We start from the raw sequence: 13,032 nt of genomic DNA, 5'->3' as shown, positions 1-13,032 counted from the left end.
CTTACTTCATGACCTCTTTCAATTTATTGCCTGGCTTGAAGGCCGGAACCACCGACTCGGGAATCGAAATCTCTTCCCCAGTCTGCGGGTTGCGACCGATTCGCGCCGCCCGCCGCCGGGGCTCAAAGGTACCAAATCCCACCAACTGCACCTTTTCACCCCCGGCGAGAGCCTCACCGATGACGTCGAAAACACTGTTGACAGCGGCCTCGGCTTCTTTCTTTTTCAAACCACTGCGTTCCGCCACTTTGGCGATAAGTTCCATCTTGTTCATGTCGTGTATGACCCCTTTCTCATCCTGGATTCACACAAATATTTCTTTGCTCCTGAACGGAATCCTGCACGATTCCAGGAATTTTATCCGCTATCGGCAAACTTTCTTTGCCGACTGCCACAAAGCTTCCATTTCGTCCAAGGAGGCGTTGTCCAAGGGGATGCCGCGCTTTTTCAACTCCGACTCCATGTAACCAAACCGCCGGATGAACTTGCGATTCGCCCCGGCCAGGGCTCCTTCGGGGTCAACACCGACCAGTCGGGCCAGGTTGACCACCGCGAACAGTAAGTCACCCACTTCTTCCGCCACGGCCTCCGAGAACGCGGCCCCCCCGTCCGGGCCCCCCCGTTCCTGAAGGGCATCGGCCACCTCCTGGAGTTCCTCCCGCACCTTGTCCATCACTAGGCGGGGGTCTTTCCAATCGAATCCCACCTCCGCCGCCCGCTTTCCTAACCGATAGGCCACCTGGACAGCCGGCCGGGCAAGAGAGATCCCCTCCAGCCAGCCACCCGCGCCCCCTTCCTCCCCTTCCTGGACGGCTCGGTTTCGCTCCTGGGCTTTGATCTGTGCCCACCGCCGCTCGACACCGGCGGCGTCTTCCACGCGTTCGCCGCCGAAGACGTGGGGGTGACGGCGAATCAGTTTGGCGGACAAGCCATCGATACAATCTGAGATATCGAAGGTACCCGCTTCCCGGCCGATTTCGCTATGTAGGAGCACTTGTAGCAACAAGTCGCCAAGTTCCTCACATAAAGCCCTGGGATCCTGCTCATCCAGCGCTTCAGCCACTTCATAAGCTTCCTCGATCACATAGGGGCGAAGGGAAAGATGCGTCTGGGCCCGGTCCCAGGGGCACCCCCCCGGCCCCCGCAGACGTGCCACCAGTTCCACCACATGCGCGAATCGCCGTCCCACATCGAGGGAGCCTTGCGTTTTTGTGTGTTGCTCATTCATCCCCAGTGTCGCCCCTTGCCATTCTCATTTCAACCACCCGAATCGTGTTCCCACCCGAGCCAGCACTGGACCCACGCGGGGCAGCGACTCCAGTTCCCCCCGGCTGAACCCCCCCACAATCAGCAGGAGGACAAAATAAGCAATTCCCCCCAACACCACTGCGCTGAGGGCCACCATGGCGGATTCCCACCGGTTCGCCCCCGTTTCGCCCCCCAGGGTTTGTAACACCAGCGCCACCACGGCGGCCATTCCGATCGATGCGACAAGGGGACGCCAAAAGAGTTGCCGAACGTGAAGAACGAGGCCCGTGGATGACATCACCGTCACGATGTTCAACAGCGCAGCCACGGCATAAGCCACCACCGTCGCCGCCGCCGCCCCCTCGATTCCCCAGCGCGGCACCCACAATACGTTTAAAATACCTTTCGCGGCCACCGCTACGGCCAGGTGCCAGACTGGCGCCCACGGACGTCCGACACTTTGAAGGATCGATGATGCCGTGACCTGAAGACTGCTAAACACCATGGCCAAAGAGGTGATTTGAATCGCCGCAAGCCCCGAAGTGTCCCGAAACAACATCCGGTCCACCGGAGCGGCCAGCAGGATCAAGCCGATTGATGCCGGCAGGGACAGCCAAAGGGTCAATCGCAACCCCAGTTCGACCTGGTGATTGGCCGCTTTGAGGTCCCGCCGGGTCATGGCCGAGGTAAGGGAAGGTAACAGGGCAACGGCCACAGCTCCGGCAAAAGTGGCGGGCAAGATCATCAGTTTAAAGGCCCGTCCGCTGAGCCACCCAAACATCTCCGTGGCCACCCCACTGGACAAACCGGCCGCTTTCAAAGAATTGACCACAGTCAGCGCATCGACATTATTGATCAACGGAACGGCCAAAGCCCCCAGGCTCACGGGTAAAGCATAGAGAACCATATCCTTGCCCCACCGGGAGTCGAGTCCGCTGTCTCCCCGGGAACCCCATCGCCAAATCATTGGCCCGCGGGTCATATCCCGCCACAGAACGGCACAACCGGCCAACGCCCCGGTCACGGCACCGAACGCCGCTCCCGCAGCCGCCCACTCCGGCGAGCGCCACTGAACCATCATCCACCAGGACAGGGAGATGATTGTGATCACGCGAACGGTCTGCTCAGCCACCTGGGAAGCCGCTGTCGGCATCATCTCTTGAAACCCTTGAAAATATCCCCGGGCCACGCTCATCACCGGAACGAGGAGCATCGCGGGCGCCACTGCCCGTAGGGCCAAAGCGGCATCGGGATTGCCGACGAACGCCGCGTAACGCTCGGCTCCGAAAAATAACAAACAAAACCCGGCCGCACCAATGGCTCCCATGATGGCCGCCGAGACCCGGAATACCCGTGACGCCCCCGCCGCGTCGTCCACCGCCGCCCGTTCGGCCACGAACTTCGAGACCGCCACAGGCAGGCCGGCCGTAGCGAGAATCACGAGGGTGGCATAAATCGGGTATGCCATCTGGTACAGACCGAGTCCTCGATCCCCAATGATGTTTTGTAAAAAAATGGTGTACACAGACCCCAGCACTTTCGAGACCAATCCGGCCCCAGCCAAAACGGCGGCTCCCCGGACAAATCGGTTCCCCCTCGTCATTCACTTTCCCTCCGCCCGTTCTCATCATAACAGACTGCTACGGGTGGATCTATATGTGCGAGGGGTAAAAAAAAGCCGAGCCCACCACTCCCTGAAAGACGCGAAATTTATTGTTCCATCTGTTTCCCGAGGAATGCGGCGGCCGTTTCGGCCATTTTCTTTTCCAGTTCACCCATATGGACCTGTTCATTCTTGGAGAGGAGAACCACCGCCCCAATGGGGTCGCCCGCAGCAATGATCGGCGCAATGACCCGGGAAGAGTACGTGTCAGGCTCGTCCCGCAGAATGGTCCATTGCCCCGGTTCGGCGTCCAAAACCGTTCTCCTGTCCTCCACCGCGCGTTCGACATCGACACCCACTGGCTTGTCGAGAAAATCCTTTTTCGGCGCACCCGCCACGGCAATGACCACATCTCGATCGCAGATCAAGGTGATGTGCCCGAGGCTTTCATGCAGGGAATCCGCGTATTCCTTCGCAAAATCCCCGAGCTCACCTATGGGGGAGTACTTTTTCAGGATCACTTCACCGTCTCGATCGACAAAGATCTCGAGGGGATCGCCTTCGCGAATCCGTAATGTCCGACGGATTTCCTTCGGGATCACGACGCGGCCCAAGTCATCAATGCGACGAACGATGCCCGTAGCTTTCACGGTGGTTCCCCCTTTGTCGCGTAGTGGAGTCAGCTTCTAAAACCGGAGAGTCTGGTAGGACTGACCACAAACGGATGGTTCGTCAACATTAGGGTGTACACCCCAAGGGATTTTAACAATACCGCTTTCTGGCAGCAGGCCCGCTCGTAACCACCCCCGCGCCCCGGGAGTTGAGGGGCCAGGGCAGTATCGACTCCTCCTCAACTCTGGCCCCGGGAGAGCAGATCAGGGCCCCCCGGCCGCCTGCTTCAGGGCCGGGTCTTCAATGGTGATGTGCGCATCCTGTTTCGCTTGGTTGAACCACTGCTGTTCCTTCATCTGCATGACTTTATTCGTGATTTGATCCTTCACCTGACTCAGTGGTTCCACCTTGCGGCTGTCCACCCGAATGATATGCCAGCCGAATTGAGTTTGTACGGGATCGCTGATCTGCCCTATGGGCAGCTTCATAGCGGCATCCTGAAACGGGCCCACCCACTGGGACAAGGGGCCTTCCGGAAGTTCGCCCCCTTGATCCTTGGAGGGGTCGAGAGAAACCTCCTTCGCGACTTGGGCGAAAGACTCTCCCTTGAGAAGGCGGGCTTTGACTTGCTCGGCCTCCTGCTTGGTTTTAACGAGGATATGGGCAACTTTCGCGATCGTGTAATCCGCCGGGTGATCCTTATAGTACGCCTGAACTTCCTCGTCTGAAACCGAAAGATGTTTCGCGAAATATTTTTGAGAGAAAATGTCGTCCATTGCTAGGGTTTTGAGGTCGTTGTCTGTCAATCCCAATTCCGTCATTTTTTTGTTAAGGGCGTCAGCGTTGCCGTACACGTACTGGATCAACTGTTGCCGGTACTGGGCCACGGTGTCGGACAACTCCTTATCGCTGACGGTGATGCCCTCCTGCTTGGCCTTTTGATCAAGGATGTCATGCATCACAATGTACTGCTGCAACACTTCCAGGCGGTTTTGCGGGGTATCCGGATACTGAGGCGCAATCAACAACCTCTGGAGCTTGAATTGTTTGTCCAACTCCGCCCGGTGCACCTGGCCCCCGTCGAAAGTGGCCACCACATCCGAACTTCCGCAACCCGCCAGCGCCAGGATCGCAAAAAGAGTGACAAAAACAGCGCCGGCCAAGCGGCTATAAGACATTTTGCAGTTCCTCCTGCCCTTTGACAACGTCTTGAAACGCCTCCATGAACTCCAGAAGCAATTTCAACGACTGTTCCGCCGTCAACCCCCGCATGCGCAGCGTCATTGTGATGTTCTGCCCTGCGGTGAGCTTGATCCGCTCCCGGAACCGCTTGGTCAGGTCAAACAGTCGGTCGCCCTGGACGTGCTTGTTTTGTCTCTCATGCAGTTTTAACGTGACCTCACTACCCTGCTGGGAAATCGACTTGAAATCATGCCGTATCGCCCAGATCTTGATGCGGGTCACCGCCAATAGGTTGAGAACCTCTTGGGGAATATCCCCAAAGCGGTCTTCGATCTCTTCCTGCAGATCATCGACATCCTCCAACCGCCGACACGACACGAATTTCTTGTAAATCTCGATCTTCTGCATGGAATCCGGAATGTACCGCTCGGGCAAATACGCATCCACAGCCAGTTCCACTTGAGGTTCGACCACTTGAGGTAAGGATTCACCCTTGAGCTCTCGAATCGCATCAGCGAGCATGTCGCTGTACAGGTCAAACCCCACCGATGCGATAAACCCGTGCTGTTCCGGCCCCAGTAGGTTCCCGGCCCCTCGGATAGACAGGTCCCTGAGGGCGATTTTAAACCCACTGCCCAGTTCCGTAAACTCCTTGATCGCTTGAAGCCTTTTTTCCGCCACTTCGGTCAGCACCTTTTCGGGCTGGTAGGTGAAATACGCATACGCAATCCGGTTAGATCGTCCGACTCGGCCCCGAAGCTGATAAAGCTGCGACAGTCCGAGATGATCCGCATCGTAAACAATGAGCGTGTTAACGTTTGGAATATCCAAACCCGTCTCGATAATGGTGGTGGTCACGAGCACATCGTGTTCTCCGTGCAAGAACTCCAGCATCACCAGTTCGAGGTGATCTTCCGGCATCTGCCCGTGGGCCACCGCCACCTTGGCATCGGGGACCAGACGTCTCACGTGATCTGCCATTTGTTCAATGTCCTGTACTTTGTTGTACAAAAAATATACTTGGCCGCCCCGGCCAATTTCCCGTTCGATCGCCTCTTTAGCCAGCAAGTCGTCATACTCCAACACGTAGGTCTGGACCGGGAACCGATTTTCCGGCGGAGTCTCGATAATCGACAGATCCCGCACTCCCAGCATGGACATGTGAAGAGTCCGGGGAATCGGTGTCGCGGTGAGGGTCAGGCAGTCCACGTTGGTCTTGAGTTGCTTGAGCCTTTCTTTATGTGTAACGCCAAAACGTTGTTCTTCATCCACAATCAGGAGACCTAAGTCCTTGAATTTCACGTCCTTCTGCAGGAGTCGATGGGTACCGATGATGATGTCTACGGTGCCTGCTCGCAATTGTTTCAAGACCTGACTCATTTCGCCGCGGGTGCGAAACCGGCTGACCACATCAATGGAGATCGGAAAACCGTGGAAACGCTCCCGAAACGTCTCGTAATGTTGCTGGGCAAGCACCGTCGTGGGTACGAGGACGGCCACCTGCTTACCGTCCATCACGGCTTTAAACGCGGCGCGCATTGCGACTTCCGTTTTCCCGTAACCAACATCCCCGCAAAGCAGTCGGTCCATGGGTCGAGGCTGCTCCATATCCCGCTTAATCTCTTCGATGGCCTTTAATTGATCCGGCGTCTCCCGGTATGGGAACATCGCTTCAAACTCTTTCTGCCAGGGGGTATCCGGGGAGAATGCATGGCCGGGCGAGGCCATTCGCTGAGCATAGAGTTTGACCAGTTCCTCTGCGATATCCCGGATGGAGGAGCGGACGCGGTTTTTGACCTTGGCCCACTCGGTTCCGCCGAGATGATACAATTTTGGCTGCTTGTCTTCGCCGCCGATGTATTTTTGTACCTGATCGATTTGATCGATAGGTACGTACAATTTGTCATTTCCAGCATAACGAATGTACAGATAATCTTTGTAAATCCCTTCGATCTCTAAGGTTTGGATTCCCATGTATTGCCCGATACCGTGGTTTACGTGAACCACGTAGTCGCCAACTTTCAGGTCCTGGTAATTCTTGATCCTTTCCGCATCTGAAACGGTGGACACCCGGCGATGTCGGCGTTTGGCAGTAAAAATCTCCTGCTCGGTCACCACGACCAACTTGAGATCTGGCATCTCGAAACCGGACGAGATTCCTCCCAAGACAATTTGCGGTCGATTGGCCTGTTTGGACCATTCAGAAGTCAGATCTGCAGACATACCGTAGTCTTCCAGCACCCGGCGCAACCGCTCGGCCCGTTCTCCGTTCGCCGCCACCAGGACCACTCGCTGGCCCGTTCGGCACCACCGGTCCCATTCTTGTTTCAAGACGTTCATCTGGCCGTGGAATTGCTGCATAGAACGGGCCGGCACCGAAATCACGCGCCGGTTGGCGGCCGTGTGCCGGGCGAGCAAGGAGAACAATACCCTCTGCCGGTGTCCCGAGAGACCGGCATCCCCAGCCGTAGTAGGACGGTGGAGGCCAGAGAGCAACTCGCCCTTTTCCAGGCCGTGCAACTCCCACTCCTGTTCCTCCCGCTCCCGTTGTTTCAGGCTGTCCCGAATTCGGATGGGTTCCGCGTATACACAAATGGCGTCCACGGGCATCCAGGTTAAAAGCCCCCCGGGACGCGGATACAGAAGGTGGATATAACGCAGCAGTCCGGTAAAAGGGTAGCCGGTCTCCATGCGCCGGACGTCTTCCCCGATATATCGGTCCACTCGTTCCCGATGGCCTTCGTCGGCGAATTTTTCTCGCTGCCGCTCCCACTGGCTTCGCACGACCCGGGCCACCGCTTGAATTCGCTCTTTCGGGGCCAGAACCTCGGTGTTCGGTCCGATCTCGCAAGCTGTTACTTGGTCGACAGACCGCTGCGTTTCCGGGTCAAACACCCGAATGGCGTCGATCTCGTCGTCGAAAAATTCGATCCTGTAAGCGCGTTCGTGCGTGAGGGGAAAAACGTCGACGATGCCGCCCCGGACTGCCAATTGCCCTCGCGCTTCCACTCGATCGGCGGCTTCATACCCCATCTGGAGGAGCCGATCCACCCATTCATCCCTTTTTAAAACGTCCCCGGCCTTTATAGACAGGAGGAAGGAACGGAATATTTCGAGATCTGGAAGGGGCTGGTCCACTGCCCGGGCCGGAGCGATCAACAGGATGTTTTCTCCCTTCGCCAATCGCGTCAAAACGTCCATGCGCTCGGCCGCGAGTTCCGGACTGTAAGCCGCCACATCGAGCAGCGCCGCCTCGCGTTCGGGAAACAGGAGAACACGGTCGTTCGGAAGAAATTCAAGACAATCATCATACAACTGTTGTGCTTCCTGAAGATTATGGGTAACGATGAGCATCGGCTTGCCGGTTTCCCGCCGTAGCGCAGCCATCATGACGTGCGCCGCCGTCCCGGACAACCCCGTGACCCATTGCTCTTCTATCCGCTCATCCAGGCCTTCCATCAGTGTTCGAAATCCCGGATGTTCGGAAACATATTGGATCAATCGTTCCAACCTGTCCCCTCCTCACAAAAGACCAAAAAAGCCTCAGCCCATCGCTAAGCCAAGGCTTGGCGCGCCGCTTTTCCATATCACTACTGGAGTGGCGTGCGAATCAAGGTCAGTTCAGGATTCGCCTCTAGAGCCTGCTGGCAGAATTCGCACACCGTGTTGACATAGATACACCCTTCGTGGGGATCCGTAGTCATTATATCGGCCCGTTCTTCGGGTGTCAACGAATGGAAACCCAAAGCCGAGGGGGACACGCGGCTTCCATCCACTTCCCCGAGGTAGTGATGACAATGACGGCACACATAGATGATTCGCACCTTTTCCGCCTCCCGTGACAGCCCCGCCGGGCGCCCATGTTGCCCCCATAGTATGCGCGGTAGGCGGAATCGGGATACAGGCACTTGACGGGAACCGCGTTGGGGCGGGCCGGTCGATCTTTAAGCTTTTGAAATGGCCTTTTCAAATCCTTCCTGCACGGCAATCTCAATCAATTCTACAGCCCGGTCCAATGCGGGATGAAGGGTGGAGAGTTCGTCCGGGGAAAACGGGGAAAGGACGTGATCAATCACACTTCGCCCTTCCATCGGCCGGCCGATGCCAATTCTCACCCGCCCAAAGGTTTCCGTTCCCAGGTGTTGGAGTATCGATTTCATGCCGTTATGGCCGCCCGACGATCCTTTGTAGCGCAACCTGACTTTGCCCGGGGGCAGGTCCATGTCATCATAGACGACGATCAGGCATTCCGGATCGAGGCGATACCATCTCATTGCCTCGCCCACCGCCAGGCCACTCTCGTTCATAAAGGTTTGAGGCTTCAACAACAACACTTGCTCTTCGCCCACCCGGGTACTTGCGGTCAGACTGTGAAAGCCCCGGCTCGTCACACTCACGCTCCATCGTGCGGCCAATCGGTCTATCACCATGAAGCCAGCGTTGTGGCGCGTTTGGGCGTACTGCGGCCCGGGATTGCCGAGCCCCGCAATTAACCACATCTCAGCCCCGCCACCTTCTGCCGATCGGCTTTGAAATGTCGAACCAGCCCACTCGCGCTCAGGCAGTGAGAAAAGCCGCAGCTCCCACGCCCGGGGCTGCGGCCATACCGCCGGAACAACCTACTCCGTGCGGCCCTTCCCCTCGGTATCGTGAACCATCTCCGGTTCTTTTGGCTCCTCCGGCAGAGCCTCTCCGGCGCCTGCACCGGCACCGGCGGCACTGATATTGACCACGACTTCGTCCGCTTCCTCCAGCAGATGAGCCCCGTTCGGCAGTTCTACGTCGGCCGCGCGGACGACCTCGCCCTCTTCAGCGCGACTCACATCCACCCGCAGGTGTTCAGGAATTTCCGTCGGCAGGCACCGAATGCGCAGGTGCCGTAAAAGAACCTGCGCCACCAGTCCCCGTTTGTCGACTTCTTCTATGCCCTGAACTTGCACCGGTACCTCTACGTCGACAGGTTCGTCCAACATGACGACGTGAAAATCCACATGCAAGATTTTGCGGGTTACGGGATCCCTCTGAATCTCTTGGATCACTGCGGGCAAACGCCCTTGGCCCGGCAACTCGATATCGACCAAAGCTGTCTCGTGCCCCGTTTGCATCTTCAACAGCCGAGCCTCTTCTACGGACACCGGCACCGGCTCACGGCCCTTACCGTACACGACGCCCGGAATCCGCCCGGACCGCCGCAGATGTGTCAGTACACTGCGGCGCAGATCAGTTCGGGTCTCCAGAGGTAACACTTGGGTACTCACAAAAACCGCTCCTTTCTTCAAACAGGTACAAACCAAGGCAACTAGCGACAAACTGGCCCAGTCCGCCCCGATCGGGCTTTCAAGTATTAAACAGGGTACTCACCGACAGGTCTTCGTGCACCCGGATAATGGCATCTCCGATCAAGGGAGCTACCGACAGCACCACCAGCTTGTCCAGAGCAGGCGATTCCTTCAGCGGAATCGTGTTCGTCACGACGACCTCGCGGATCTCGGATTCCCGCAGGCGCTCCATTGCCGGTCCCGACAAAACTGCATGGGTGCAGCAGGCATATACTTCCTTTGCCCCCCGTTCGAGCAACGCCTTCGCCCCTTGGGTGATGGTGCCCGCCGTATCGATGATATCGTCGATCATCACGGCCGTCTTTCCGTCAATGTCGCCGATGATGTTCATGACCTCCGCAACATTGGGCTCAGGACGGCGTTTATCGATAATGGCGATCGAGGCCCCGAGACGCTGGGCCATCCCCCGGGCCCGGGTGACACCTCCCATGTCCGGTGAAACCACCACCACGTCTTTCAACCCTTTATCCTGAAAATAACTGGCGAGGATCGGTTGGGCCAGCAGATGATCCACAGGGATGTCAAAAAAACCCTGAATCTGCCCCGCATGCAGATCCATGGCAATCACCCGATGGGCCCCTGCCGTCTCGATGAGGTTTGCCACGAGTTTTGCCGTGATCGGCTCCCGAGGCCTGGCCTTGCGATCTTGCCGGGCATACCCATAATAGGGCACGACGACATTGATCCGTTTTGCAGATGCACGTTTGAGGGCATCCACCATGATCAGCAATTCCATCAAGTTCTCATTGATCGGCGCAGAGGTTGATTGCACGACGAAAACGTCGCAACCCCGAACGCTTTCTTCAATCTTAACCTGAATCTCCCCGTCGCTAAAACGGGTCACCCGGGATCGTCCCAATTCCACCCCGACGTGCTCCACGACCTCCCGAACCAAAGCGGGATTCGAGTTCCCTGTGAACACTTTTAACTTCGCGTCGCGATACCTCATGACTCCCGGGACTCCTCGCTTTTCATCCGCCGCCCCCGCAACTTGTGCTGCAGCGTCGCTGTGTATCCTTCCTTGTTGATCTGACGCTCTCGGGCGATCGCCATAGCCCCGTCTGGAACGTCTTCGGTGATCGTCGACCCAGCGGCCACGTAAGCATCCGATCCCACCGTCACGGGAGCCACCAGATTGCTGTTGCACCCCACAAACGTTCGATCCCCGATTCTTGTGCGATGCTTTTGCACCCCATCGTAATTGACGGTGATGGTCCCGCACCCCAACACCACACCTTCCCCCACGTCGGCATCTCCGATATATGTGAGGTGTGCGGCTTTCGTTCCCGCGCCGATCAAGGCATTCTTAACCTCGACAAAATCTCCGATCTTTGCCCCGGGTCCCACATCGGAACCCGGACGCACGTAGGCAAAAGGCCCCACCGTGCACCCCGAGCGCAGCGTTGAGCCAAGAACCACCGACTGCTCCACCCGGACCCCGTCCTCCACCACCGAGGCGGACAGCCGAGCCGCCGGCCCGATCCGGCAGTCTTCGCCAATGCGCGTCCCGGCTTGGAGCCATGTCCCGGGGAGAATCACCGTGTCTCTTCCGATGACGACATCGGAATCCACGTACGTCGATCGGGGGTCGACCACCGTCACCCCTTCCCGCATCCAGTACTCCAGAATGCGACGACGCATGCTTTCTTCCACCGCAGCCAGCTGCACTCGATCGTTGACCCCGGCCATCTCCCCGGCATCTTCCAGCAATACCGGGGTCACCCGCCGGCCATCCTTCTGCAAAATCTCTGCGCAATCCGTGAGGTAGTACTCCCCTTGGCGGTTCCCGTTGTCGAGGCGGCGAACGGCATCGAACAATTGTTCTGTGTCAAAGCAATAGGTTCCCGCATTGACCTCGCGAATCGCACGAATCTGTTCGTCCGCGTCTTTCTCCTCGACGATCGCCCGAATCTGGTCGCCGTCCCGTACAATCCGCCCATAGCCTTCCGGGTGATCCACGACGGCGGTCAGTACTGCAGCCGCTGCCCCGGTCATCTGCTGTACATCGGCCAACCTCTGGAATGTCTCCGGGCGAATGAGGGGAGTATCCCCGTACACCACCAAGGTCTGCCCTTCCGTCCCCTCCAGCAAGGGAGCTGCTTGCAGGACCGCGTGGCCAGTGCCGAGCGCCCGCTCCTGAAAAACATACTCCACCTCATCCCCCAAAACGGCCCGGACCTGCTCCGCCAGGTGACCTACCACTACGACGATCCGGTCCACTTTACTCGCCTTCAGATGATCCACGACGTGTCGAATCATCGGTTGACCACATACTTCGTGAACCACCTTGTGCCTGCGGGATTTCATCCGGGTCCCGAGCCCGGCCGCCAAAACCACGGCGTTTCGCTGCGTCAATGACCATCCCCCCGTCGCCTCTCCGCCCGGACCGGCACGGACAAGGCGTTTCCGGTACAACACTATAACGCATCACTATAGGGGATTCAACCGTCGCACAAAAGGTGACGGCCGCCGGCAGTGGAATACACCCCCGATCCTATCCCGCCGCCGTCGGTGTGACATCCTTCGCCCGGGACCCGCAGTCCTTCAGACCTCGCTCTCCACTTTGTCCGACGGCTCCCCTACCCCGGGCGCCTCGTAAGCCGCCAGCACCGCCGCCTGGACTTTCGACCGTAACGAGGCCGACACCGGATGCGCGATGTCCCGATAGGCCCCGGAGGCCGTCCGCCTCGCCGGCATGGCCACAAACAATCCGGTGCTTCCGTGAATCACTCGAATCTGGTGAACCACGAACTCGTCGTCAAAGGTCACCGACGCCAAAGCTCGCAGTTTCCCGGCGCTGAGCCGAACCAAACGGACCGACGTGATCTCCACGGTCACTCCCCCTCTCCATTTTGGAGGGAGAGTTCGACGGTGTCAGATCCGAAACCTGTTTAGCGCCATTCAAATTGATTCTGAAATCACGGCGATCAATTCGATCTCGACCCCCGCGCCTTTCGGCAGCCCCGCCGCCTGGACCGTCGTCCGGGCGGGCTTATACGCGCCGAGCACTTCCTCGTAGACTTCATTCATCGGGGCAAAATCGTTCAT

Annotated in this window: 13 protein-coding genes; all 13 read right to left on the bottom strand. The window is 58.0% G+C overall.

Going from position 1 to position 13,032, the window contains the following annotated elements:
* Position 1: 1 nt before the first annotated feature.
* Positions 2 to 274, bottom strand: a complete 273-nt coding sequence (locus K6T64_RS09560) for an HU family DNA-binding protein (protein ID WP_041303505.1) — start codon at positions 272 to 274, stop codon at positions 2 to 4.
* 90 nt (positions 275 to 364) lie between these two features.
* Positions 365 to 1,228: a nucleoside triphosphate pyrophosphohydrolase gene (gene mazG, locus K6T64_RS09555; RefSeq protein WP_288009865.1), complete on the bottom strand. Its 864-nt coding sequence runs from the start codon at positions 1,226 to 1,228 to the stop codon at positions 365 to 367.
* A 24-nt stretch (positions 1,229 to 1,252) separates the two neighbouring features.
* Positions 1,253 to 2,851, bottom strand: coding sequence for a putative polysaccharide biosynthesis protein (locus K6T64_RS09550; protein WP_288009864.1), 1,599 nt, complete (start codon positions 2,849 to 2,851; stop codon positions 1,253 to 1,255).
* 107 nt (positions 2,852 to 2,958) lie between these two features.
* Positions 2,959 to 3,501 carry a stage V sporulation protein T gene (gene spoVT, locus K6T64_RS09545; protein WP_100666491.1) on the bottom strand — a complete coding sequence of 181 codons (543 nt, stop codon included), beginning with the start codon at positions 3,499 to 3,501 and terminating at the stop codon, positions 2,959 to 2,961.
* 225 nt (positions 3,502 to 3,726) lie between these two features.
* Complete coding sequence (locus K6T64_RS09540; RefSeq protein ID WP_288009863.1) at positions 3,727 to 4,641, bottom strand: peptidyl-prolyl cis-trans isomerase; 915 nt, start codon at positions 4,639 to 4,641, stop codon at positions 3,727 to 3,729.
* A complete protein-coding gene (gene mfd, locus K6T64_RS09535) occupies positions 4,631 to 8,155 on the bottom strand; it encodes a transcription-repair coupling factor (RefSeq protein WP_483306139.1) in 3,525 nt (1,174 codons plus the stop codon). The genes K6T64_RS09540 and mfd overlap by 11 nt, the downstream gene beginning before the upstream one ends.
* Before the next feature lie 80 nt (positions 8,156 to 8,235).
* A complete protein-coding gene (locus tag K6T64_RS09530; protein WP_013074145.1) occupies positions 8,236 to 8,469 on the bottom strand; it encodes an anti-sigma-F factor Fin in 234 nt (77 codons plus the stop codon).
* A gap of 120 nt (positions 8,470 to 8,589) precedes the next feature.
* Positions 8,590 to 9,144 (bottom strand): aminoacyl-tRNA hydrolase, encoded by a 555-nt coding sequence (pth, locus tag K6T64_RS09525; protein WP_100666489.1) that lies wholly within the window; start codon positions 9,142 to 9,144, stop codon positions 8,590 to 8,592.
* 120 nt (positions 9,145 to 9,264) lie between these two features.
* Positions 9,265 to 9,903 (bottom strand): 50S ribosomal protein L25, encoded by a 639-nt coding sequence (locus K6T64_RS09520; protein WP_288009860.1) that lies wholly within the window; start codon positions 9,901 to 9,903, stop codon positions 9,265 to 9,267.
* A gap of 79 nt (positions 9,904 to 9,982) precedes the next feature.
* Complete coding sequence (locus K6T64_RS09515; protein ID WP_100666487.1) at positions 9,983 to 10,933, bottom strand: ribose-phosphate diphosphokinase; 951 nt, start codon at positions 10,931 to 10,933, stop codon at positions 9,983 to 9,985.
* Complete coding sequence (glmU, locus tag K6T64_RS09510) at positions 10,930 to 12,339, bottom strand: bifunctional UDP-N-acetylglucosamine diphosphorylase/glucosamine-1-phosphate N-acetyltransferase GlmU (protein WP_100666486.1); 1,410 nt, start codon at positions 12,337 to 12,339, stop codon at positions 10,930 to 10,932. The genes K6T64_RS09515 and glmU overlap by 4 nt, the downstream gene beginning before the upstream one ends.
* Positions 12,340 to 12,528: 189 nt before the next feature.
* Positions 12,529 to 12,816, bottom strand: a complete 288-nt coding sequence (gene spoVG / locus K6T64_RS09505) for a septation regulator SpoVG (protein ID WP_100669071.1) — start codon at positions 12,814 to 12,816, stop codon at positions 12,529 to 12,531.
* 69 nt (positions 12,817 to 12,885) lie between these two features.
* Complete coding sequence (locus tag K6T64_RS09500) at positions 12,886 to 13,032, bottom strand: RidA family protein (RefSeq protein ID WP_288009896.1); 147 nt, start codon at positions 13,030 to 13,032, stop codon at positions 12,886 to 12,888.

The organism is Kyrpidia sp. (assembly GCF_023512215.1).
Classification (GTDB): domain Bacteria; phylum Bacillota; class Bacilli; order Kyrpidiales; family Kyrpidiaceae; genus Kyrpidia; species Kyrpidia spormannii.
The sequence above is the reverse complement of the archived record's forward strand: the minus strand, read 5'-3'. Positions and strand labels throughout refer to the sequence as shown.